This is a genomic window from Pseudomonas graminis, assembly GCF_004364335.1.
GTDB classification, from domain to species: domain Bacteria; phylum Pseudomonadota; class Gammaproteobacteria; order Pseudomonadales; family Pseudomonadaceae; genus Aquipseudomonas; species Aquipseudomonas graminis_D.
Genome location: NZ_SOCR01000019.1, coordinates 1 through 22,927 on the forward strand (window position 1 = coordinate 1; position 22,927 = coordinate 22,927).

20 protein-coding genes are annotated in these 22,927 nt (G+C 60.6%); 6 read left to right on the plus strand and 14 right to left on the minus strand.

What is annotated here, in order from left to right:
- Window positions 1-189 precede the first annotated feature (189 nt).
- Window positions 190-546, minus strand: a complete 357-nt coding sequence (gene queD / locus EC919_RS26105) for a 6-carboxytetrahydropterin synthase QueD (RefSeq protein WP_074893670.1) — start codon at window positions 544-546, stop codon at window positions 190-192.
- A 104-nt stretch (window positions 547-650) separates the two neighbouring features.
- Window positions 651-1,733, minus strand: a complete 1,083-nt coding sequence (locus tag EC919_RS26110; RefSeq protein WP_133777178.1) for a patatin-like phospholipase family protein — start codon at window positions 1,731-1,733, stop codon at window positions 651-653.
- Window positions 1,734-1,896: 163 nt separating this feature from the next.
- Between EC919_RS26110 and EC919_RS26115 the strand changes: the two genes are divergently transcribed.
- The 6 genes from EC919_RS26115 (at window position 1,897) to EC919_RS26140 (ending at window position 7,526) form a co-directional block, all read left to right on the plus strand.
- Window positions 1,897-2,205, plus strand: coding sequence for a PepSY domain-containing protein (locus EC919_RS26115; RefSeq protein WP_133777179.1), 309 nt, complete (start codon window positions 1,897-1,899; stop codon window positions 2,203-2,205).
- Entirely contained in the window at window positions 2,205-2,534 is a 330-nt protein-coding gene (locus EC919_RS26120) for a PepSY domain-containing protein (protein WP_133777180.1), read from the plus strand. The genes EC919_RS26115 and EC919_RS26120 overlap by 1 nt, the downstream gene beginning before the upstream one ends.
- Window positions 2,534-3,202 (plus strand): response regulator transcription factor, encoded by a 669-nt coding sequence (locus EC919_RS26125; protein WP_133777181.1) that lies wholly within the window; start codon window positions 2,534-2,536, stop codon window positions 3,200-3,202. Before EC919_RS26120 ends, EC919_RS26125 begins: the two co-directional genes overlap by 1 nt.
- Entirely contained in the window at window positions 3,199-4,557 is a 1,359-nt protein-coding gene (locus EC919_RS26130) for an ATP-binding protein (RefSeq protein ID WP_133777182.1), read from the plus strand. The genes EC919_RS26125 and EC919_RS26130 overlap by 4 nt, the downstream gene beginning before the upstream one ends.
- A gap of 82 nt (window positions 4,558-4,639) precedes the next feature.
- Window positions 4,640-6,319, plus strand: a complete 1,680-nt coding sequence (locus EC919_RS26135) for a methyl-accepting chemotaxis protein (protein ID WP_133777183.1) — start codon at window positions 4,640-4,642, stop codon at window positions 6,317-6,319.
- Between the two features lie 142 nt (window positions 6,320-6,461).
- Window positions 6,462-7,526, plus strand: a complete 1,065-nt coding sequence (locus EC919_RS26140; RefSeq protein WP_133777184.1) for an AI-2E family transporter — start codon at window positions 6,462-6,464, stop codon at window positions 7,524-7,526.
- A gap of 900 nt (window positions 7,527-8,426) precedes the next feature.
- Here the strand turns inward: EC919_RS26140 and nuoN are convergent.
- From nuoN to EC919_RS26205, 12 genes are all read right to left on the minus strand, one after another.
- Window positions 8,427-9,884: an NADH-quinone oxidoreductase subunit NuoN gene (gene nuoN / locus EC919_RS26150; RefSeq protein ID WP_074892029.1), complete on the minus strand. Its 1,458-nt coding sequence runs from the start codon at window positions 9,882-9,884 to the stop codon at window positions 8,427-8,429.
- Between the two features lie 7 nt (window positions 9,885-9,891).
- Complete coding sequence (gene nuoM / locus EC919_RS26155; RefSeq protein WP_108122799.1) at window positions 9,892-11,424, minus strand: NADH-quinone oxidoreductase subunit M; 1,533 nt, start codon at window positions 11,422-11,424, stop codon at window positions 9,892-9,894.
- Window positions 11,425-11,476: 52 nt separating this feature from the next.
- Complete coding sequence (gene nuoL / locus EC919_RS26160; protein ID WP_133777186.1) at window positions 11,477-13,324, minus strand: NADH-quinone oxidoreductase subunit L; 1,848 nt, start codon at window positions 13,322-13,324, stop codon at window positions 11,477-11,479.
- Window positions 13,321-13,632, minus strand: coding sequence for an NADH-quinone oxidoreductase subunit NuoK (nuoK, locus tag EC919_RS26165; RefSeq protein ID WP_065989117.1), 312 nt, complete (start codon window positions 13,630-13,632; stop codon window positions 13,321-13,323). The genes nuoL and nuoK overlap by 4 nt, the downstream gene beginning before the upstream one ends.
- A gap of 4 nt (window positions 13,633-13,636) precedes the next feature.
- Window positions 13,637-14,137 (minus strand): NADH-quinone oxidoreductase subunit J, encoded by a 501-nt coding sequence (gene nuoJ, locus EC919_RS26170; RefSeq protein ID WP_037008804.1) that lies wholly within the window; start codon window positions 14,135-14,137, stop codon window positions 13,637-13,639.
- A gap of 9 nt (window positions 14,138-14,146) precedes the next feature.
- Window positions 14,147-14,695 (minus strand): NADH-quinone oxidoreductase subunit NuoI, encoded by a 549-nt coding sequence (gene nuoI / locus EC919_RS26175; protein WP_037008808.1) that lies wholly within the window; start codon window positions 14,693-14,695, stop codon window positions 14,147-14,149.
- An 11-nt stretch (window positions 14,696-14,706) separates the two neighbouring features.
- Entirely contained in the window at window positions 14,707-15,696 is a 990-nt protein-coding gene (gene nuoH / locus EC919_RS26180; protein WP_037008811.1) for an NADH-quinone oxidoreductase subunit NuoH, read from the minus strand.
- Window positions 15,693-18,404, minus strand: coding sequence for an NADH-quinone oxidoreductase subunit NuoG (nuoG, locus tag EC919_RS26185; protein WP_133777187.1), 2,712 nt, complete (start codon window positions 18,402-18,404; stop codon window positions 15,693-15,695). The genes nuoH and nuoG overlap by 4 nt, the downstream gene beginning before the upstream one ends.
- Before the next feature lie 134 nt (window positions 18,405-18,538).
- Window positions 18,539-19,897 (minus strand): NADH-quinone oxidoreductase subunit NuoF, encoded by a 1,359-nt coding sequence (gene nuoF, locus EC919_RS26190; protein WP_133777188.1) that lies wholly within the window; start codon window positions 19,895-19,897, stop codon window positions 18,539-18,541.
- The gene (nuoE, locus tag EC919_RS26195) at window positions 19,894-20,391 is read right to left on the minus strand and encodes an NADH-quinone oxidoreductase subunit NuoE (protein ID WP_065989124.1); all 498 of its coding nucleotides are present in this window, start codon (window positions 20,389-20,391) and stop codon (window positions 19,894-19,896) included. Before nuoE ends, nuoF begins: the two co-directional genes overlap by 4 nt.
- Window positions 20,392-20,393: 2 nt before the next feature.
- Complete coding sequence (gene nuoC, locus EC919_RS26200) at window positions 20,394-22,175, minus strand: NADH-quinone oxidoreductase subunit C/D (protein WP_133777189.1); 1,782 nt, start codon at window positions 22,173-22,175, stop codon at window positions 20,394-20,396.
- Window positions 22,176-22,249: 74 nt separating this feature from the next.
- Window positions 22,250-22,924 (minus strand): NuoB/complex I 20 kDa subunit family protein, encoded by a 675-nt coding sequence (locus EC919_RS26205; protein ID WP_065989126.1) that lies wholly within the window; start codon window positions 22,922-22,924, stop codon window positions 22,250-22,252.
- Window positions 22,925-22,927: the final 3 nt, after the last annotated feature.

Consider the following 22,927-nt stretch of genomic DNA (forward strand, 5'->3'; position numbering starts at 1 on the left):
AGCAGTGAAACGATGCATCGCCGATGGTAGTGTGGGGTTTCCCCATGTGAGAGTAGGTCATCGTCAAGATTAAATTCCAAAACCCCATCTGCGAAGGCAGGTGGGGTTTTGTTTTTGCACGCGGAAATTTTTCGAGATCTCGGGCCCAAAAAAACCACCCATAGGGTGGTTTGTTTTGGTCAACGCTGATCAGTCACCGCGATACACGCACCCGCTGGTGCATGTTTCGTGGATCCGTATAGCGGACAACTCTGGCAGCAGTGGCTTCAACTCTTTCCAGATCCATTTCACCAACACTTCACTGGTAGGGTTTTCCAGGCCGGGAATGTCGTTCAGGTAGTTATGGTCCAGGCGCTCGTACAAAGGCTTGAAGATTGTCTTGATCTCGGAGAAATCGCGGATCCAGCCAGTATGGGGATCAGGTTCGCCCTGTAGATAGATCGCCACACGGAATGAGTGACCGTGCAGGCGTCCACACTTGTGGCCGTCTGGCACATGAGGGAGCCGGTGAGCTGACTCGAACGTAAATTCTTTAAAAATTTCCACGGTGATATAAGCCTTGAGAAGTGGCGATCGCCAGCGCGATAAATGCAAGCTGCGAGTTTATCAGTAATGGTTTGGCGAGTAACAGGCAGAAGCTGACCACGTGGTTAAACCAGAGGCTGCAGTCGCTGTGCAAGACGGTCCGTGTCGACCAGTTCCAGAAACTCATCCCCCAGTCGCTGGCTGCTTTCCATTGCAGTGCGCCAATACCGTTGCCGATCCGCATCCCTGCCTACAAACCGTTTAAAGTCGCTTCGATCTGGCAGCTTGCCGTATGGCAGCGTAGCCAGGTACGCGTTTGAGGGGGCCAGCAGTACGACATCTTGAAGCCGAGTCGGGTCGCCCCTGCGCCACGGAAGTGCCTTGTCAAACCAACCCGGAATGATTTTGTCGGTGAAGTGCGGATACAGCACTATGTCGCTACCGCTGTAAGGGAGATCCAAATGGTAGTCGAGCAGGCCGCCATCGCGGAACATTCCTGCGCCGGCACCGGGTATCTCGGCAACGCCCTCCATGACCATCGGAATAGAGCCTGACGCCAGCAATGCCTGGCGCAGGTTCAATGTGTCCAGTGGCAAGCAACGGGATGGGAAGTCAGTCAGTGGCAGAAGGGGAGGGACGAGACGTGGGTCGTGCATGACCAGCCGTTCAAAATGCCGCGACAGGCGCGCCCGCCCGAGCAGGTTATCAGCGATAACCGCTCCCAGCCCCACACTCAACCCTGCACGATGATCCTGAGCAAGCAAGCCACGACTTCTGACGATCATCACGTTGAGACGGTAATGGGGATTCGCCAGGACCTGTGCATCATATGTCTGCAATAGCGCGTCCAGCATTGTTACGCAGCTGCGGGTGACCTGCGCCATCGTGACGCCTTTGGCGAAACTCTGCTCGTTGTACAGGCGCCCAAGTCGCTGAATACCTGCAACCGGGTCCGGCAGGCATGCGCTTGCAAATCGCCACGAACCAATGGAAGCACCAATCAACGAGCGCTCCCGAGGAGCCCGGGGCAGCCATTCACCGAACAGCGCCAGATCCAGGCCCTGAATGCCCAGTGCTTTGGGGCCACCGGCCGCGCCAGGGATAATGCCGACATCCATCGGTGATAGACCTTGCTCCCTGATCCGCGTCATCGCACGCCTGCCGGCCTTGATAGTCAATGCCGGGTATTTGATGTGAATGTTGCTCATGGCCCCTCCGGAGTTGGACAGGGGCGAAGTATATCGTGGGACCCGTATTCAGACACTGGAGGCACGCCGGGTAGTGGCACGTAGCCAGATACATTCAGCTTCAATTAAGTTCGTCCGTTTATCGTGGGTTCCGTCAACAAACAGACCCCTACGGAGAACCACCATGAAAATCCTGACTGCATTTATCGCTGTTACTGCATTCACCGTTACCGCCGGTTATGTCCAGGCCCGGGATTTAGGTCCTGATGAGGCGCTGAAACTGCGCGATGCAGGTACTATTCAGTCCTTTGAAAAGCTCAACGCCGTCGCCTTGGCCAAGCACCCGAAATCCACCATTACTGACACCGAGCTGGAACAGGAATATGGCAAGTACGTTTACCAGATCGAGCTGCGCGATGCGCAAGGTATGGAATGGGACGTTGAAGTCGACGCTGTCAGCGGGCAGATCCTCAAAGACCATCAGGACGCCTGATGACCTTCGGTAAGCGTCCCGTCAAGCGTTTCATTTACTGTCTGGTGGCCGCATGTGCGGTCACCCCCAGCCTGGCGTGCCTGGCTCGGGACCTGAATCAGGACGAGGTGCTTGAGCTGCGCAGGAAGGGGGTAATTCTGCCCCTTGAGCAGTTCATCGATCAGGCCCTGGGACGTTACCCCGGCTCCAAGCTGCTTGAGGCCGAACTTGAGGAGAAACACGGTGTGTTGGTGTATGAGATTGAGCTTCTGACTGCCGATCATGTCGTACGCGAGCTCAAATTCGATGCTGCTGACAGCCGCCTGTTGCAAGACAAGGAAGACGATTGATGCGTTTGTTATTGGTTGAGGACCACGTCCCCCTGGCGGACGAGCTCATCAGTACGCTGGGCCGGCAAGGTTACGCGATCGACTGGCTGACCGACGGCCGCGACGCCATTCATCAAGGCGCTACCGAGCCTTACGACTTGATCGTGCTTGATCTCGGTCTGCCGGGCGTTCCCGGACTTGAAGTCCTGCAGAAATGGCGCTCCGGCGGGTTGTCCACGCCGGTCCTCATTCTGACCGCGCGGGCTTCCTGGGCCGAGCGTATCGAGGGCCTCAAGGCTGGCGCCGATGACTATCTGACCAAACCCTTTCATCCCGAAGAGCTGCAGCTGCGTATTCAAGCGCTGCTTCGCCGTGTCCGGGGTCTGGCCAACCAGCCGAAACTTGAAGCCGCAGGCCTGCACCTGGATGAAGGGCGCCAGTGCGTCAGTCGCGGGGAGGAGGAGATCCAACTGACGGCGGCGGAGTTTCGCCTGCTGCGTTATTTCATGCTGCACCCCGGGCAGATTCTCTCCAAGAGCCACTTGGCCGAGCACCTCTACGATGGGGAGAACGAACGGGACTCGAATGTGATCGAGGTCCACGTCAATCATTTGCGCCGCAAGCTTGGACGCGCCGTGGTCGAGACGCGGCGTGGGCAGGGTTATCGTTTTGCCGGGACAGGCGAGTGAGGTCGATTCAACGACGCTTGAGCCTGGGCCTGATCAGCGTGCTGCTGATTGTCGGGCTGGTCCTGGCGCAGATCAGCCTGTGGTTGTTTGAAGTCGGCTTGCAGCGTTATCTCGAGTCTGGCCTGCGCAATGAAAGCGAGCTGCTGCTGGTGGCACTGGTGCGCGGCCCCGACGGCCTGCAGCTTGATGAGCATCGCCTGTCGCCCGGCTATCAGCGACCCTATTCAGGCCATTATTTCCGGATCGATTTCGAGCAGGGTCATTGGCGCTCGCGCTCGCTGTGGGATCTGGAGTTGCCACACCCCGGGCAGCCCGGTCTGCATGCCGATCTTGCCCTGGAGAAGACGGATCAATCGCTATTATTGCTGCACACCGATTACCGCAAGTTCGGGCAGACCATCTCCATCACCGTTGCTCAGGACTACACCCCGGTGCGGGACAGTTTCGCACTGGTCCAGCGTATCGGTCTCGGGTTGGGGTTGATGGCCCTGATATTGATTCTGGTGTTGCAACGCGTCACCGTCCGCCGTGCCTTGCGCCCGCTGGACAGAGCGAGGGAGCAAATCTTCCAGCTGCAACAGGGGCAGCGCTCGCAACTCGATGAGCGAGTGCCGGTGGAGCTTGAGCCGCTGGTCGCGCAGATCAATCATCTGCTGGCCCACACCGAGGACAGCCTCAAGCGCTCCCGCAATGCCCTGGGCAATCTGGGCCACGCGCTGAAGACGCCGCTGGCCGTGCTGATGAGCCTGGCCGAAGGCGAAAAGCTGGCGGGCCACCCGCACGTGCGCGAGACCCTGCGCGATCAGTTGCAGCACATTCAGCAACGTCTTGAGCGTGAGCTCAATCGGGCGAGATTGTCAGGCGATGCATTGCCGGGCGCACGGTTTGATTGCGCGGCGGAAATACCCGGGCTGTTTTCCACACTGCGGATGATTCATGGCGAGCATCTGGAACTCAGCAGTGAAATCGCTGCGGGTCTGTTTCTGCCGTGGGATCGTGAGGACATTCTCGAGTTGTTGGGCAACGTTCTGGACAACGCCTGCAAGTGGGCAGACAGCCAGGTCAGCCTGACCATTGCCAAGAGCGCCGAGGGCTACTGCCTGCTGATCGACGACGATGGCCCGGGCATCCCCGTACAGCATCGCGATGAAGTGATCGGCCGTGGTAATCGTCTGGACGAACAAGTGACTGGCCACGGTCTGGGCCTTGGCATCGTCAAGGACATCGTCGAAGCGTGGGGCGGCCGCATTCAGTTGCTGGACAGCCCCATGGGCGGGCTGCAAGTGCGCATTGATCTGCCCGAGCGACTCAGCCCGCAACTGCCGGGGACCGAAAGCGCCCATCCACCCTCGTGACCTCAACTTTTTGTGTGCCGGGCCGTTAACCGTAAAGGAACCCCAACGGCTCAACGCACAAAAACAAAGGGTCATGACTTCTATGCGGCTAAATCTCAAAGCCAAGGTACTTTCGCTCGCCGTGCTCCCGGTGTTGGTCTTCGCACTGATCATCAGTGCCAGCACCGTCATCATGCTGCGTGAACAGGGCAAGCGTGAAGTCGAGGAAACCCGGCAGCACCTCCTCGCGGAAGCCAAAGCCACGCTGCAAAGTTACGTGGCCGTTGCGCTGGGCACCATCAAGCCGCTGTATGACGCGTCGGCCCCCGGGGACATGGAGGCCCGCGCGCAAGTCATCAAAATGCTCTCCCAGGTAACCTACGCCAAGGACGGGTACTTCTTCGGCTACGATTCTCAGGCGGTGCGGCTGTTCAAAGGCAATAGCCCGGACGGCATCGGCAAGAGCTTCAAGGATGCCCGCGATCCAAAAGGCGTCTTCGTCAATGCCGGCCTCGTTGACGTGGCGAAAGCGGGTACTCATTACCTGGAATACTCCTCGGCGCTGCCCGGTTCGAGTGAGCTCGTCCCCAAGCTGGGTTACACCGAATACCTGCCGAAATGGGACATGGCTTTCGGGTCGTCGATCAATCTGGACAACATCGACGCCAAAGTCGTGGAGCTGCAGAAAAACGTCGCGGAGCGCCGGCAGAACATGCTCGTCAGCATCATGGGCATCACGCTCCTGGTATTGCTGATCATCGCTGCGGTGGGCTTCTGGATCGCGAGCGGTATTCTGCGGCCCTTGCGCCTGATGAAAGCCAACCTTGATGACATCGCGGCCGGTGAGGGTGATCTGACCCAGCGCCTGGCGGTGACCTCTCAGGACGAACTCGGCGAGCTCGCCGGGTCGTTCAACCGCTTTGTCGACAAGATTCACGGGCTGGTCCGGCAGATCGCCGAAATGACCTCTCAATTGACCGGGCTTGTGGGTGAAGTGACCGATCAGGCCCAGCGCTCCGAGCAGGCGATGGAGCGTCAGCGTCACGAGACTGACCAAGTTGCTACGGCGATCAATCAGATGTCAGCGGCGGCCCAGGAAGTCGCCAAAAGCGCGCAGGGCGCTTCGGTTGCTGCGCAGCAAACCGATGCCGAAGGTCAGGCCGCCAAGCGTGTGGTCGACGGCAGTATCCAGCAGATTCACGCGTTGGTGAACGACATCCGTGACAGCGGCACCTCGCTGGACAGCCTGCAGAATGACGTGTCGTCCATCGTCGGCGTGCTCGGGGTGATTCGATCCATCGCCGATCAGACCAACCTCCTGGCGCTCAACGCCGCCATCGAAGCTGCACGTGCCGGCGAGGCGGGCCGCGGGTTTGCGGTGGTGGCCGATGAAGTGCGCGCGCTCGCCAGCCGTACGCAGCAAAGCACCCAGGAAATTCAGGGCATGATCGATCGCTTGCAACAGGGCACCCAGGGCGCGGTGCAGGCGATGAAACGCTCGAGCGAGGCAGGCGACGGGACATCTGCGCGCGCCAACGAAGCCGGCGCTTCGCTGGACACGATCGGCCAGTTGATCGGCACCATCAACGCCATGAACGCGCAGATTGCCAGCGCCGCCGAAGAGCAGACCGCCGTGGCTGAAGAGATCAATCGCAGCGTCCACCAGATCGCCGTGGCGGTCGAAAGCGTGGCCGATGAAACCCGCCACAGCGCCTCTACGTCGCGCAACCTTACGGCGCTGAATCAGCGTCTCGGCCAGTTGGTTCGGCAGTTCAGAATCTAGACGTGTGTGGCGGGCCAGGCGCAGGGCCCGCCGCTCGCGCTCCTTCCCTGTGCCCTGCACGTCAGGCGCGGCACTCCTGCGGCGATTGACGGACTAAGCATCAGGCCGTGTGCTAGGCGCGGTGTAATGACATGGAAGAAACATGAACGAGACCGCGCTTCAAAAGAAAACCCTGCTGCTGTTACTGGTGCTGGTGACCATTGCGTTCATCTGGATTCTGCTGCCGTTCTACGGCGCGGTGTTCTGGGCGGTGATCCTCGGGATCATCTTCGCGCCACTGCAACGCCGTCTGCTGGCCCGCTTCAGTTGGCAGCGCAACCTGACGTCTCTGTGCACGCTGATGATCTGTCTGGTCATCGCGATTCTGCCGGTGATCGTCATCGCGGCACTGATGGTTCAGGAGGGTGCAACGCTTTACAAGAATGTGGAAAGTGGCCAGCTGGACATCGCCAAGTACCTGGCTGAATTCAAAGTGCTGCTGCCGCCTTATGTGCAGCATTGGCTTGATCGCCTGGGCATGGGGGATTTTGATGGGCTGCGCGACAAGATTGCGAAAGGCGCGATGCAGGGCAGCAACTACCTGGCCACCCAGGCATTCAGCTTCGGGCAGGGTACGTTCGATTTTGTCGTCAGTTTTTTCATCATGCTGTACTTGCTGTTCTTTTTCCTGCGGGACGGGCAGGAGCTGACGCGCAAGATCCGCATCGCGATTCCGCTGGCCGAGCCGCAGAAGCGTCGCTTGCAGTTGAAATTCACCCGCGTCGTGCGCGCGACGGTGAAGGGCAATATTGTGGTGGCGGTGACTCAGGGGGCGTTGGGCGGGTTTATTTTCTGGGCCCTGGATATCCCGAGTGCCTTGCTGTGGGCGGTGATGATGGCGTTTCTGTCGCTGCTGCCGGCGGTAGGGGCGGGGATTGTCTGGGCGCCGGTTGCGCTGTATTTCCTGCTCAGCGGAATGATCTGGCAGGGCGTGGTGTTGGGGCTGTTCGGGGTGTTTGTGATCGGGCTGGTGGATAATGTGTTGCGTCCTATCCTGGTGGGCAAAGACACGCGAATGCCTGATTACCTGATTCTGATATCGACGCTGGGCGGGATGGCGGTGTTCGGGTTGAACGGGTTTGTGATCGGGCCGATGGTGGCGGCGTTGTTTATGTCGACGTGGGCGTTGTTTACCGGCGACAAGAAGACGGTTCGATTGCCCGGTTAGCGTGTGTTTCTAAGATCAAGATCTAAAGCGTCTGCCTAAGGGCAGACTGTTTCGCCTTCGGCGAGTTACTTGGAAAAGTCGAAAGTCGCACCATCCCCAAGTAACCAAGGGTGCTTGCTCTCGGTTTGGCCCGACTTCGTCGGGTTCCCTCTCTCCGGCGACGCTCCGTGGGCCCGCCGCCATCCGCCATCCATGGCGGGGGGCAGCTCTCGCGGCATCCATGCGGCTCGGCCCACTCCCCGAGACCTGCGTTCAGCCTGCACCCAAGTCGTGATGGGTGTCGTTTGGGCTTTATGCGCATCAAGATCAAAAGCTTCCCGGCTAAAGCCGGTCCCACTGGGTGAGCGCGATTTCACCGTAGGAGCTGGCTTGCTGGCGAATGCATTGTGTCAGTCGATATATCCATACCTGACTCACCGCGTTCGCCAGCAAGCCGGCTCCTACAAAAAATGCGTTGTCAGGTACGACAATGATCGATCACAGATCGTTGAAATAGCGAGCCCTCAGTGGGACCGGCTTTAGCCGGGAAGCTTTTGATCTGCACCTGATCTTGATCTTGATCTTCATACACAGCCAGCCCAGACACCGCCAATCGCGACTTGGGTCAGGCCGAACGCAGACGACGCGGAGTGGGCCGAGCGGCAGGGATGCCGCGAGAGCGCCGCTAGGACATGGATGTCCGTTCGGCGCGGGCCCACGGAGCCTCGTCGAAGTGAGGGAACCCTGACGAAGGAAGGGCCAAACCAGGAGCAGGCACTTTTGCTTACTTTTGGTGCTTTTCAAAAGTAAGTCGCCGAAGGCGAAATATCTGCCGTTAGGCCGATGCTCTTGATCCTCTAAAATCCAAAGCCATAAAAAAACCCTGCTCTAAGGCAGGGTTTTTTGTGCATCACTCAATCATCACAAACCGGCATGGCCCACCAGGGTCAGCAGCGGTTGCGGATACACACCGAGGAAGAACGCCAGCAGCGTAATCCCCAACAGCATCACGCCACCTGCGCGCTGTGCCCAGTTGAACGGGGCGTCGTGGCGCTGGATCTTTGAGTCCTGCAGATACAGCGTCACCATCACACGCAGGTAATAGAAGACACCAATGGCACTGCCGACGACAAGCGAACCGGTCAGCCACCACAGGTGCGCTTCGACGCCTGTCGCGATGATGTAGAACTTGCCGATGAAGCCAGTCGTCAGCGGAATGCCTGCCAGGGACAGCATCATCACGGTCAGCACTGCCGTCAGGTACGGACGACGCCAGAACAGGCCGCGGTATTCGAACATCGCATCGGCGTCGCGGCCGCTGTAAGGCGAGGACATCAGTGTGACAACGCCGAACGCGCCCAGGCTGGTCAGCACGTAGGTGACGAGGTAGACGTTGATCGCCTCGACCGCCATGCCCTTGCTCGCCACCATCGCGATCATCAGGTAACCGAAGTGCGCGATCGACGAATACCCCAGCAGCCGCTTGAGGTTGTTCTGCGTCAGGGCCAGCAGGTTACCGACCAGGATCGACGCCACCGCAATGACCGACATCACGTCGGTCAGCACACCACTGGTGGCCGCCGGGGAGATCTGGAACAGGCGAACCAGCACGCCGAACACCGCGACCTTGCTGGCCGTGGCGAGGAATGCCGCCACAGGGGCAGGGGCGCCTTCGTACACGTCAGGTGTCCACAAGTGGAACGGCACCAGCGACAGCTTGAAGCCCAGACCCACCAGCATCATGCCCAGACCCAGGCTGGCGATCGGGCTTGGCATGCCGGTGGCCGCGATGGCCTTGCCGATTTCGCTGAAACCCAGGCTGCCGGATTCGGCATACAGCAGCGCCATGCCGAACAGCAGGAACGCCGAGCCAGCCGCCGAAAGCACCATGTACTTGATGCCGCCTTCCAGCGAACGCTTGTTGAAGAACGCGTAAGCCACCAGACCGTAGACCGGCACCGACAGCAGTTCCAGACCGATGAACAGGCTCGCCAGGTGTTGCGCGGCGACCAGCACCAGGCCACCGGCCGCAGCCATCAGGATCAGCAGGTAAAGCTCTTCGCGGTTGCCCGGATAGCCCGCCTTGCCTTCACCCAGATAGGCGTGAGCCAGGGTGACGCAGGCCAGCGTCGACACCAGAATGATGCCCATGTAGAGGCAAGCGAAGCTGTCGATCTGCAGCAATGGCGTGACCACCAGCGGCGCAACTTTCAGCGCCGGGTAGATGGACAGCAAAGCCAGGTTGAGTCCCGCTACCGTCAGCAGGAATGATTGCGAGTGATTGCGACGCCATGCGATGCCCAGCATCACCACCACAATGGTGATACTGGTAATCAGCAGCGGCGCCAGCGCAATAAAGTGTTGAATCGTCAGGTCCATAGCGCTCTTACCGGGCCGAAGCGAGTTGAGTGAAGGCGGTGCCGAGCCATTGCTGCACGCCATGCATGGTCGCCGAGGAGGTGTCGAGGATCGGTTGCGGGTACACGCCCAGCAGAATCAACAACACTGCCAGACCCAGCACCATGATCAATTCCCGACCGTCCATGCCCTTGTAGACCGCGTCGGATTTGGCCGGGCCGAAGTAGGCACGGTGGATCATGATCAGCGAGTAGACGGAACCGAACACCAGGCCGGAAGTGGCGATGGCGGTGATCCACGGCGCGCTGACAAAACTGCCGATCAGGATCAGGAATTCACCGACGAAGTTACCGGTGCCTGGCAGGCCAAGCGATGCAGCGGCGAAGAACAGGCTGATGGCCGGCAAGTAAGCGATCTTGCTCCACAGGCCACCCATTTCACGCATGTCACGGGTGTGCAGACGCTCGTACAACTGGCCGCTGAGGATAAACAGCGCGGCGGCCGACAGACCGTGAGCGAGCATCTGCACGACGACGCCCTGCAACGCCTGCTGGCTGCCGGAGTAGATGCCGATCAGCACGAAGCCCATGTGCGACACGCTGGAAAACGCGATCAGGCGCTTGATGTCGGTCTGGGCGAAGGCCAGGAAGGCACCGTAGAAGATACCGATCAGGCCCAGCACCATGGCGATCGGCGCGAACTCGGCCGAGGCATTCGGGAACAGCGGCAGGGCAAAACGCAGCAGACCATACGCAGCGGTCTTCAGCAGGATGCCCGCCAGATCCACGGAACCTGCGGTCGGGGCCTGGGCGTGAGCGTCAGGCAACCAGGAGTGCAGCGGCACGATCGGCAGCTTCACCGCAAAGGCGATGAAGAAGCCCAGCATGAGGATGTATTCGGTGCCGTGGGACAGCTTGGTTTTCAGCAGGTCCGCGTAACCGAAGGTGATCACGCCCGTCTGGTTGAAGTGCACCAGCACCAGGCCCAGGATCGCCACCAACATGATCAGGCCGCTGGCCTGAGTGAAGATGAAGAACTTCGTCGCCGCGTAGATCCGCGTCTTCTTGCCGTCCGCCGAGCTGTGACCCCAGAGCGCGATGAGGAAGTACATCGGCACCAGCATCATTTCCCAGAAGAAGAAGAACATGAACAGGTCGATGGCGAGGAACACGCCGACGACGCCGCCCAGGATCCACATCAGGTTCAGGTGGAAGAAGCCGACGTTACGCTGGATTTCTTTCCACGAGCAGAGTACCGAGAGGATACCCAGCAGGCCGGTCAGCAGAATCATCAGCAGGGACAGGCCATCGAGCGCCAGGTGCACGCTGATGCCGAAGCGCTGGATCCACTGGAGCTTGAATTCAAGGGCCCAGGTCGGATCGGCGCCCGGAGCAGGAGCGTAGGTAAACGTACCGGTGCTCCAGACCCACAGGCCCAGAATCGTCTCGAGAGACATGGTCAACAGCGCAATCCAGCGCGGCAGGGTAGGGCCGAAGCGCTCACCTTGCCAGCACAGCAGGCCGCCGATGAAGGGGATCAGGATTAGCCAAGGCAGAATCATGACGGGCTCAATTCCTTTCGCAAAGTCGCAAGGTTCATGTCAGATCGACTCATCAGACCAGCACAATCGCGCCGAGTACCAATACGGCACCTGCGGCGATCGAAGCGGCGTACCAACGGAGCTGACCGGTCTCGGTGCGGGTCATCAAGCCGTTGCCGGCTTTGACCAGACGCGGAATCAGGCCGATGGTGTGGTCGAGCGGGTCGCTACGCAGGAGGCGGCTGATCGCCAGGTAAGGTTTGACGAACAGCACGTCATACACCCAGTCGAAGCCCCAGGCCGCAAACCACCATGCCGAGAGGAAACGCCCCGGACCGCTGTTGGCGATGGCCGTGGCCAGACGACGCTTGCCGAGGAACAGCACGGCCGCCAGCAGGATACCGGCCAGGGCGATGGCGCCCGAGGCGATTTCCAGGCTGTGCTTGGCTTCGCCGCCCGCATGGCCTGCGCTTTCCGGCAGCACACCGGCCAGTGGCGGATGAATCCAGGCGCCAATGAACGTCGACAGCACGATCAACACGCCCAGCGGCAGCCAATGGGAAATCCCGTGGCCGGCGTGGGCTTCGGTCTTCGCTTCGCCGTGGAAGGCAATGAAGATCAGGCGGAAGGTGTACAGGGAGGTCATGAACGCACCGACCAGACCTGCGTACAGCAGATACTGATGGCCGCTGGCGAAAGCTTCCCAGAGGATTTCGTCCTTGGAATAGAAGCCCGCCGTGACCAGCGGCAAGGCCGACAGCGCGGCGCCGCCGACGATGAAGCTGGCGTAGGCCAATGGCAGTTTCTTCCACAGGCCGCCCATCTTGAAGATGTTCTGCTCGTGATGGCAGGCAACGATCACCGCACCGGACGCCAGGAACAGCAGCGCCTTGAAGAAGGCGTGGGTCATCAGGTGGAAGATCGCGCCGTCCCATGCACCCACGCCCAGCGCCAGGAACATGTAGCCGATCTGGCTCATGGTCGAGTACGCGAGGATACGTTTGATGTCGGTCTGCACCAGTGCAGCGAAACCCGCCAGTACCAGCGTCACGCCGCCGACGATGCCGACCAGATGGAGGATGTCCGGCGCCAGGATGAACAGACCGTGGGTCCGTGCGATCAGGTAAACGCCCGCCGTTACCATGGTGGCGGCGTGGATCAGTGCCGACACCGGGGTAGGACCGGCCATCGCATCCGCCAGCCAGGTTTGCAGCGGCAGTTGCGCGGATTTACCGACAGCACCGCCCAGCAGCATCAGGGTGGCCAGAACGATCCAGAAGTCACCGACCTTGAAATGCTGCGGCGCCCGAACCAGCAGTTCCTGAATGTTCAGCGTGCCCAGTTGCTGGAACAGAATGAACAGGCCGATGGCCATGAACACGTCGCCGATGCGGGTGACGATGAAGGCTTTCAGGGCTGCGTTGCCGTTGTTGCGGTTGCTGTAATAGAAACCGATCAACAGGTACGAGCACAGGCCCACGCCTTCCCAACCGAAGTAGATGAACAGCAGGTTGTCGCCCAGGATCAGGAACAACATGCTGGCAATGAACAGGTTGGTGTAGGCGAAGAAGCGCGAGTAACCGTCTTCACCGCGCATGTACCACGAGGCGAACAGGTGAATCAGGAAGCCAACGCCGACCACCACACCCAGCATGGTGATGGACAGGCCATCGACATACAGGGCGAAGTTGGGCTCGAAGCCGTCCACCGACATCCAGCGCCACAGCACCATGGTCAGGTGACCGCCTTCCGGTGGTGAGACGTTGAACTGGAAGATCACGTAAGCGGCCACGATGGCCGAGAGGCCAATGGAGCCCACGCCGATCAGGGCTGAAAGATTTTCCGACCATTTGCCGCGCGAAAACGACAGCAACAGGAAACCGATCAGGGGGAATACGAAAGTCAGAAAGAGTAGGTTCATCCGCGCATCTCGCTGGCAGCGTCGATATCGAGCGTGTGGAAGCGGCGATACAGCTGCAGCAGGATCGCCAGGCCAATACTGGCCTCGGCTGCGGCAAGGCTGATCACCAGAATGAACATGATCTGGCCGTCAGGCTGTGCCCAACGGCTGCCCGCGACGACAAAGGCCAGCGCGGCTGCGTTCATCATGATTTCCAGGCTCATCAACACGAACAGAATGTTGCGGCGTACCAACAGGCCCGCCAGGCCGAGGCAGAACAGGATGCCGGCGACCGCCAGACCATGTTCCAGAGGAATTGCTGAGTTCATGGCTTTACTCCTTCGCCTCGTTGCGGCCGACATGGAACGCCGTCACGGCTGCCGCAAGCAGCAGCATCGAGGCGAGTTCGACAACCAGCAGGTAAGGGCCAAACAGGCTGATGCCGACCGCCTTGGCGTCCACCGTGGTGTGACCGATGGAAGCGCCGGTGGAGTTGGCGAACAGCACGTAAATCAACTCCGCCAGCAGCAGGCCGCCCAACAGAATCGGGCCGAGCCAGATGCCGGGTTTGAGCCAGGCGCGTTCTTGTTGAACCGAGGCCGGGCCCAGGTTCAGCATCATCACCACGAAGACGAACAGCACCATGATGGCGCCCGCGTAAGCGATGACTTCAAGGGCACCGGCGAACGGCGCGCCGAGACTGAAGAAGGTCATGGCCACGGCGATCAGCGAAATGATCAGGTAGAGCAGGGCGTGCACCGGGTTCGTGTTGGTGATCACCCGAAGGGTGGCCACCACAGCGATGCCGGATGCGAAATAGAAAGCGAATTCCATCTTTCTTCCTTAAGGCAGCAAGCTCTTGACGTTGATGGGCTGGGCTTCGTTCTGTGCATCGCCTTTCGGCTTGCCGGCGATGGCCATCCCTGCAACGCGGTAGAAGTTGTAATCAGGGTTCTTGCCGGGGCCGGAGATCAGCAGATCTTCCTTCTCGTACACCAGATCCTGACGTTTGAACTCGGCCATCTCGAAATCCGGTGTCAGCTGGATCGCGGTGGTCGGGCAAGCTTCCTCACACATGCCGCAGAAGATGCAACGCGAGAAATTGATGCGGAAGAACTCCGGGTACCAGCGACCGTCGTCGGTCTCGGCTTTCTGCAGCGAGATGCAACCCACCGGGCATGCCACGGCGCACAGGTTGCAGGCCACGCAGCGCTCTTCGCCGTCGGGGTCGCGGGTCAGGACGATGCGGCCACGGTAGCGCGGCGGCAGGTACACCTGCTCTTCCGGGTATTGCAGGGTGTCACGCTTACGGAAGCCATGGCCGAAGACCATGATCAGGCTGCGCAGCTGGGTACCCGTACCCTTAACGATGTCGCCAATATATTTGAACATGGGTCAAATCCTCACTGAGCCGCCAGGACGACCGCAGCGGTCACCAGCAAATTGATCAGGGTCAGTGGCAAGCAGAACTTCCAGCTGAAATCCATCACCTGGTCATAACGCGGACGAGGGATCGAAGCACGCAACAGGATGAACAGCATGATGAAGAACGCGGTTTTCAGGGCAAACCACATGAACGACAGCTGCGGCAGGATATCGAACGGGCCATGCCAGCCACCGAAGAACAGCGTTACCAGCAGCGCCGAGATCAGGATGATGCCGATGTACTCACCGACGAAGAACATGCCCCATTTCATGCCGGCGTATTCAATGTGGTAACCGTCGGCCAGTTCCTGTTCCGCTTCGGGCTGGTCGAAAGGGTGACGGTGAGTCACGGCGACGCCAGCGATGAAGAAGGTACAGAAGCCGAAGAACTGCGGAATGATGAACCACAGGTGATCGGCCTGGTACTTGACGATGTCGCCCATGTTGAACGAACCGACCTGCACCACGATGCCCATCAGCGACAGGCCGAGGAACACTTCGTACGACACGGTCTGCGCCGAGGCACGCAAGCTGCCCAGCAGGGCGTACTTGTTGTTCGATGACCAACCGGCGAACAGCACCGCATAAACCGACAGACCGGCCATGGCGAAGAAGAACAGCAGGCCGATGTTCAGGTCCGCGACCACCCAGGTCTGGGTCACCGGGATGACCGAGAACGCGATCAACAGCGCGCTCATGGCCACCACCGGCGCCAGGGTGAAGATCACCCGGTCGACGAAGGGCGGGTTCCAGTCTTCTTTGAAGAACATCTTGAGCATGTCGGCAGCAATCTGGAACATGCCGAACGGGCCCACGCGGTTCGGCCCGTAACGGTCCTGCCACCAGCCCAACAGACGGCGTTCGACGAAGCTGAGCAGCGCGCCGCAGACCACCACGGCGAGCAGCACCACGATGGCCTTGACGACAGCGATGATCGAATCGATCACTTCAGGGGTGAACCAGGTCATTGAGCGGCCTCCTGCACGGCATCAACGGTTTTGCCGAACAGCGCCGGAGGAATACCGGCCAGACCGGACGGCAGCGCCACCAGGCCTGCGCCCAGTTCTTCGCTGATGCGCAGCGGCAGACGCAGGGTCTGGCCGGCCACACTCAGGCTGAGCAAGGCGCCTTCGTTGACACCCAGACGGTCCGCTTCGGACTTCGCCAGCGCCACATAGGCTTGGGGAATGCGCTCTTGAACCGGTGCGGCTTTGGAAGAGGTCTCCTCGCTGCCGAACAGGTGATAGAACGGCACGACCTGCCAGGTCCCTTGGGCAGGGGAGAAGGCACGCGGCACATTGGCGAACCAGCCCAGCTTGTCGCCGCTGCTTTCGATCAGGCGTACGCCCGGATCGCCAGCACGCAGGTGACCACCGACTTCGTCCTGGAACTTGTTCCACGCCTGTGGCGAGTTCCAGCCCGGCGACCAGGCAAACGGCACCTGAGAACGCGGTTCGGCAGAGCCCGAGTAACCTTCCATCGAGAACGCGAACGCGGTGTCGATGTCCTGCGGCATACGCGGTTCGTGCACGCTGATGTTGGCGCGCATGGCGGTACGGCCGCTGTAACGCAGCGGTTCGCGGGCCAGTTTCAGACCCTTGATGCGGAACGAAGCAGACGGCGCGGCACCGACAATGCCGGCCAGTTGCGGATTGCTTGCAGCGCAGGCGGCAGTGACGTGGTCGAGCTGAGTCCAGTCAACCGGCTGATTCAACAGGGTAGCGCGCAGGGCATGCAGCCAGCGCCAGCCTTCGTGCACCAGAATGCTCGCATCCAGATAAGTCGGATCAAAGACCTGGAAGAAGCGCTGGGCGCGGCCTTCCTGGCTGACCAGCGTACCGTCGCCTTCGGCGAAGCTTGCAGCCGGCAGCACCAAATGAGCACGGTCGGTGGTTGCAGTCTTCTGGTGATCGGCAACGATCACTACTTTGGCGGCCTTCAGTGCAGCCTCGACCGTCGCAGCGTCAACACGGGTGAACAGGTCATTTTCCAGCACGACGATGGCGTCGGCCTGGCCCGAAATCACGGCTTGCAGCGCAGCGTCCACCGAGTCGCCACCGAACAGGGTCAAGCCCATACTGTTGGCTTCCGGCACGATCAGGCTCAGCGAACCCTGCTTGTCGCGCAGCTTCAAGGCCTTGGCAATGTTCGCCGCCGCTTCGATCAGCGCGTTCGAGCCCAGCGAGGCGCCGGACACGATCAGCGGGCGCTTGGCTTCAAGCAACGCAGCGGCAATGCGCTCGGCCAGTTGCAGTGCTTCGCTGTCCAGGCCGACAACGGCCGGGGCGCTCGGGTCGATGGCGTGGGCCACGGCGAAACCGATGCGCGCCAGATCATCGGGCGCCGCATGCACGCACTCTTCGGCGATGTCGTCGAGGCGGGTGTCGGTCAGGCTGGCGATGAACAGCGGGTTCATCTCGTGCTGGCCGATGTTCTTCACCGCAGCGTCGAGCCATGGCTGGACTTTCATCGCCGCGGCCATGTCTTCGGCTTTGTTCTTCACCGACTGACGCAGGCCGAGGGCCATGCGCGCAGCGGTCTGAGTGACGTCTTCACCGAGAATGAACACGGCGTCGTGCTCCTCGATTTCACGCATCGTCGGGATCGGCAGCGGGCTGTCTTTCAGCACCTGAGCGATCAGGCGCAGACGCTCCAGCTCACCGGCTTCGATGCCCGAGTAGAAGTGCTCGGCGCCGACCAGCTCGCGCAGGGCAAAGTTGCTTTCCAGGCTGGCGCGCGGCGAACCGATGCCGACGATGTTGCGCCCGCGCAGCAGGTCAGCGGCCTTGTCCAGCGCAGCGTCCAGGCCCAGCTTGACGCCTTCGGCCAGCGGCTGGCGCGGACGGTCCGTGCGGTTGACGTAGCCATAACCGAAACGGCCACGGTCGCAGAGGAAATACTGATTCACCGAACCGTTGTAGCGGTTCTCGATACGGCGGATTTCGCCATAACGCTCGCCCGGGCTGATGTTGCAGCCGCTGGAGCAGCCGTGGCAGATGCTCGGCGAGAACTGCATGTCCCATTTCCGGTTGTAGCGTTCGGAGTGGGTCTTGTCGGTGAACACACCGGTCGGGCAGACCTCGGTGAGGTTGCCGGAGAATTCGCTTTCGAGGGTGCCGTCTTCAACGCGACCGAAGTACACGTTGTCGTGGGCGCCGAACACGCCGAGGTCAGTACCGCCGGCGTAGTCCTTATAAAAGCGCACGCAGCGATAGCAGGCGATGCAGCGGTTCATCTCGTGTGCGATGAACGGCCCCAGTTCCTGATTCTGGTGGGTGCGTTTGGTGAAGCGATAGCGGCGCTCGTTGTGGCCCGTCATCACCGTCATGTCCTGCAAATGACAGTGACCGCCTTCCTCGCAGACCGGGCAGTCGTGCGGGTGGTTGGTCATCAGCCATTCAACGACGCTGGCGCGAAACGCCTTGGATTCGTCGTCTTCGATGGAGATCCAGGTGTTGTCAGTGGCGGGGGTCATGCAGGACATGACGATACGACCACGGGTGTCGTTCTCGTCGGTGTACTGCTTGACCGCGCACTGGCGACAGGCGCCAACACTGCCAAGTGCCGGATGCCAGCAGAAATAAGGGATGTCGAGGCCCAGCGACAGACATGCCTGTAACAGGTTGTCTGCGCCATCGACTTCGAGCGCTTTGCCGTCTACGTGGATAGTGGCCATGGTTCAAAGTTCTTCGTTGGCCCGGTGTCAGCGGGCGTGGCTAATGGAATCTCGGTGCCATCCGACTCAAACAGCCTCGCGGCGTCGTCGGATGCAGGGAAAGCGGCCTTGTGAGCCGCCAACCGTTTATCGTGTTATGCGCCAACCACCGTCGGGCTGCTGACCTGAGTCAGGCTGCCCGGACGTGCCGGGGCGATACCTGCTTCGAACTCAGACCGGAAATACTTGATGGCGGCGCCTAGTGGTTCCACGGCGCCCGGTGCGTGCGCACAGAACGTCTTGCCAGGGCCGAGGAAGTTAACCAGGCCCAGCAGCGTCTCGATATCGCCCGGCTGCCCCTCGCCTTTTTCGATGGAACGCAGGATTTTCACGCTCCACGGCAGGCCGTCGCGGCACGGTGTGCAGAAGCCACACGACTCCTGGGAGAAGAACTCTTCCAGGTTGCGCATCAGGGAGACCATGTTGACCTTGTCATCAACCGCCATCGCCATGCCGGTACCCATCCGCGTGCCCACTTTGGCGACACCGCCTGCATAGAACTGGCAATCCAGATGCTCAGGAAGCAGGAAGCCTGTGCCTGCACCACCGGGTTGCCAGCACTTGAGTTTGAAGCCGTCACGCATGCCGCCCGCGTAGTCTTCGAACAACTCGCGTGCTGGCAGGCCGAATGGCAATTCCCACAGGCCCGGGTTCTTCACCTTGCCGGAGAAGCCCATGATCTTGGTGCCCATGTCTTCGCTGCCCGGACGCGCGATGGCTTTGTACCAATCGTTGCCGTTGTTGACGATGGCCGGGACGTTGCACAGGGTTTCGACGTTATTGACGCAGGTCGGCTTGCCCCATACGCCCACGGCAGCGGGGAAGGGCGGCTTGGAACGCGGGTTGGCGCGACGGCCTTCCAGGGAGTTGATCAGCGCGGTTTCTTCGCCGCAAATGTAGCGCCCGGCGCCGGTGTGCACGATCAGTTCAAAATCGAAACCGGTGCCGAGAATGTTCTTGCCCAGCAGGCCGGCCGCTTCGGCCTCTTTCACCGCACGGCGCAGGTGCACCGCCGCGGTGGTGTATTCGCCGCGCAGGAAGATGTAACCGCGGTAGGCCTTCAGCGCGCGGGCACTGATCAACATGCCTTCGATGAGCAGATGGGGCAGTTGCTCCATCAGCATGCGGTCCTTCCAGGTGTTCGGCTCCATTTCATCGGCGTTACACAGCAGGTAACGGATGTTCATGGATTCGTCTTTGGGCATCAGCCCCCACTTCACGCCCGTGGGGAAGCCCGCGCCGCCGCGACCCTTGAGGCCGGAATCTTTCACGGCCTGGACGATTTCGTCAGGCGACAGCGTAGCGAACGCTTTGCGCGCCGCTGCGTACCCGTCTTTCTTCTGGTATTCATCGAGCCACACTGGCTCGCCGTCATCGCGAAGACGCCAGGTCAGCGGATGGGTTTCCGGGGCGCGGGCGATCAGGTTGGCGGGGCCGAAGGAAGTGATGGTCATACGTAACCCTCCAGCAGCGGGGCGACGCCCGCGGGCTGCAGATTGCCGAAAGTGTCGTCGTCGATCATGACCGCCGGCGCCTTGTCGCAGTTGCCCAGGCAGCAGGCCGGCAGCAGCGTGAAGCGGCCGTCGGCGGTGGTCTGGCCCAGGCCGATGCCCAGCTTGCTCTGAATCTCGCTGACGATGTCTTCGTGACCGGCAATGAAACAGACCATGCTGTTGCAGACGCGAATGATGTGGCGGCCCACCGGCTGACGGAAGATCTGGCTATAGAACGTCGCCACGCCCTCAACGTCGCTGGCAGGGATGCCCAGCACTTCGCCGATGGCATAGATGGCGCCGTCCGGGACCCAGCCACGTTCCTTCTGGACGATTTTCAGGGCTTCGATGGACGCCGCACGCGGGTCCTCGTAGTGATGCATTTCGTGCTCGATGGCCGAGCGCTCGGATTCGCTCAGGGCGAAACGGTCTGTCTGGATAAGCGTGCTGTTCATGCTTAGCGGTCCACGTCGGCCATAACGAAGTCGATACTACCCAGGTACGCAATCAAGTCCGCGACCATGCTGCCTTTGATCACCGAAGGGATCTGCTGCAGGTGCGGGTAGCTTGGGGTGCGAATCCGGGTACGGTAGCTCATGGTGCCGCCGTCGCTCGTCAGGTAATAACTGTTGATGCCCTTGGTCGCTTCGATCATCTGGAAGGATTCGTTGGCCGGCATGACCGGGCCCCACGAAACCTGCAGGAAGTGCGTGATCAGGGTTTCGATGTGCTGCAGGGTGCGTTCTTTTGGCGGCGGCGTGGTCAGCGGGTGATCCGCCTTGTACGGGCCGGCCGGCATGTTGCGCATGCACTGCTCGATGATCTTCAGGCTCTGGCGCATCTCTTCGACGCGCACGATGCAGCGATCGTAGGCGTCGCCATCGTGGGCCAGGGGCACTTCGAACTCGAAGTTCTCGTAACCCGAATACGGACGCGCCTTGCGCAGGTCGAAGTCCAGACCGGTCGCGCGCAGGCTGGGACCGGTGACGCCCCATTCCAGCGCTTCCTTGGTGTTGTACGCGGCAACGCCGACGGTACGACCTTTAAGGATGCTGTTTTGCAGGGCCGCCTTGGTGTACTCGTCCAGACGCTTGGGCATCCAGTCGATGAAGTCCTTGACCAGTTTCTCCCAGCCGCGGGGCAGGTCGTGGGCAACGCCGCCGATGCGGAACCAGGCCGGGTGCAGACGGAAACCGGTGACGGCTTCAATCACGGTGTAGGCGCGCTGACGGTCGGTGAACGTGAAGAACACCGGGGTCATGGCGCCCACGTCCTGGATGTACGTCCCCAGGAACAGCAGGTGGCTGGTGATACGGAAGAACTCGGACATCATGATGCGGATGACGTTGACCCGGTCCGGCACGGTGATGCCGGCCAGTTTCTCGACCGAGAGCACGTACGGCAGGTTGTTCATCACGCCGCCGAGGTAATCGATGCGGTCGGTGTACGGAATGTAGCTGTGCCAGGACTGGCGCTCGGCCATTTTCTCGGCGCCACGGTGGTGGTAACCGATGTCCGGCACGCAGTCGACGATCTCTTCGCCGTCCAGCTGCAGAATAATGCGGAACGCACCGTGGGCCGAAGGGTGGTTCGGGCCCAGGTTGAGGAACATGTAGTCCTCGTTGGTGCCGGAACGCTTCATGCCCCAGTCTTCCGGACGGAAACGCGCGGCTTCCTCTTCCAGCTGCTGCTTGGCGAGGGTCAGGCTGTACGGGTCGAATTCGGTGGCACGGGCCGGGAAATCCTTGCGCAGCGGGTGACCTTCCCAGGTCGGCGGCATCATGATGCGGGTCAGGTGTGGATGGCCCGGAAAGTCGATCCCGAACATGTCCCACACTTCACGCTCGTACCAGTTGGCGTTCGGCCAGATACCGGTGATGGTCGGCATGCTCAGGTCGCTTTCGGACAGCGCGACCTTGATCATCACGTCGCTGTTACGTTCTATCGACATCAAGTGATAGAACACAGTGAAGTCGGCGTCCGGCAGGCCACGGCGCTTGGTGCGCAGGCGTTCGTCGACGCCGTGCAGGTCGTACAGCATCACATACGGCTTGGGCATCTGACGCAGGAAGGTCAGGATTTCGATCAGCCGGGCACGTTGCACCCACAGCACGGGCATGCCGGTGACGGTGGGCTGGGCGGTGAAGGCTTCAGCGCCAAAACGGTTATGGAGTTCAACGACGACTTCTTGGTCGTCAGCCTTGTGAGGCGGGATGTACAGAGCGGTGTCTGCAGTCATAGGTCTCGATCGCTATCGGTCAACGTACAGAATGAACCCAGGTTCAGGCTTCTTTTTGTAAAAGAAAAACTGGATCAGACTTCGTCGGGGCTGCGCAGGTTGGTCACCGCAATACGCTGTTCGCGGCGCTGTTCCTTCTGCGACGGCATCTCGGCGCGATAAACGCCCTGGTCACCGACGACCCAGGAAAGGGGACGACGCTCCTGGCCAATGGATTCCTGCAACAGCATCAAGCCTTGCAGAAATGCCTCTGGACGGGGCGGGCAGCCGGGCACGTAAACATCCACAGGGAGGAATTTATCCACGCCCTGAACCACAGAATAGATGTCGTACATGCCACCGGAGTTGGCACAGGCGCCCATGGAGATCACCCACTTGGGCTCCAGCATTTGCTCGTAGAGGCGCTGGATAATCGGGGCCATCTTCAGAAACGGTGTGCCGGCGATCACCATGAAATCCGCCTGACGCGGCGATGCCCGGATCACTTCGGCGCCGAAGCGCGCGATGTCGTGGGGCGCCGTAAAGGCGGTGGTCATTTCCACATAGCAGCACGACAGACCGAAGTTGTACGGCCAAAGGGAGTTCTTGCGACCCCAGTTGACCGCACCGTTCAGCACGTCTTCGAGCTTGCCCATGTAGATGTTTTTGTGGACTTGGTCTTCTAACGGATCGGAAACGACTTCGCGTTCGCCGATAGGGTACTGCTCGTTAGGAGCATCCGGGTCGATCCTGGTGAGATTATATTGCATTGC

Bases quoted from the DNA above. Each gene is read 5' to 3' on its own strand.
- EC919_RS26205 (WP_065989126.1), bottom strand. From the start codon at position 22,924: ATGCAATATAATCTCACCAGGATCGACCCGGATGCTCCTAACGAGCAG.
- nuoI (WP_037008808.1), bottom strand. From the start codon at position 14,695: ATGTTCAAATATATTGGCGACATCGTTAAGGGTACGGGTACCCAGCTG.
- nuoJ (WP_037008804.1), bottom strand. From the start codon at position 14,137: ATGGAATTCGCTTTCTATTTCGCATCCGGCATCGCTGTGGTGGCCACC.
- nuoK (WP_065989117.1), bottom strand. From the start codon at position 13,632: ATGAACTCAGCAATTCCTCTGGAACATGGTCTGGCGGTCGCCGGCATC.
- EC919_RS26125 (WP_133777181.1), top strand. From the start codon at position 2,534: ATGCGTTTGTTATTGGTTGAGGACCACGTCCCCCTGGCGGACGAGCTC.
- EC919_RS26110 (WP_133777178.1), bottom strand. From the start codon at position 1,733: ATGAGCAACATTCACATCAAATACCCGGCATTGACTATCAAGGCCGGC.
- nuoC (WP_133777189.1), bottom strand. From the start codon at position 22,175: ATGACTGCAGACACCGCTCTGTACATCCCGCCTCACAAGGCTGACGAC.
- nuoE (WP_065989124.1), bottom strand. From the start codon at position 20,391: ATGAACAGCACGCTTATCCAGACAGACCGTTTCGCCCTGAGCGAATCC.
- nuoH (WP_037008811.1), bottom strand. From the start codon at position 15,696: ATGACCTGGTTCACCCCTGAAGTGATCGATTCGATCATCGCTGTCGTC.
- EC919_RS26140 (WP_133777184.1), top strand. From the start codon at position 6,462: ATGAACGAGACCGCGCTTCAAAAGAAAACCCTGCTGCTGTTACTGGTG.
- nuoN (WP_074892029.1), bottom strand. From the start codon at position 9,884: ATGGACCTGACGATTCAACACTTTATTGCGCTGGCGCCGCTGCTGATT.
- nuoG (WP_133777187.1), bottom strand. From the start codon at position 18,404: ATGGCCACTATCCACGTAGACGGCAAAGCGCTCGAAGTCGATGGCGCA.
- nuoF (WP_133777188.1), bottom strand. From the start codon at position 19,897: ATGACCATCACTTCCTTCGGCCCCGCCAACCTGATCGCCCGCGCCCCG.
- nuoM (WP_108122799.1), bottom strand. From the start codon at position 11,424: ATGATTCTGCCTTGGCTAATCCTGATCCCCTTCATCGGCGGCCTGCTG.
- EC919_RS26115 (WP_133777179.1), top strand. From the start codon at position 1,897: ATGAAAATCCTGACTGCATTTATCGCTGTTACTGCATTCACCGTTACC.
- EC919_RS26135 (WP_133777183.1), top strand. From the start codon at position 4,640: ATGCGGCTAAATCTCAAAGCCAAGGTACTTTCGCTCGCCGTGCTCCCG.
- EC919_RS26120 (WP_133777180.1), top strand. From the start codon at position 2,205: ATGACCTTCGGTAAGCGTCCCGTCAAGCGTTTCATTTACTGTCTGGTG.
- nuoL (WP_133777186.1), bottom strand. From the start codon at position 13,324: ATGAACCTACTCTTTCTGACTTTCGTATTCCCCCTGATCGGTTTCCTG.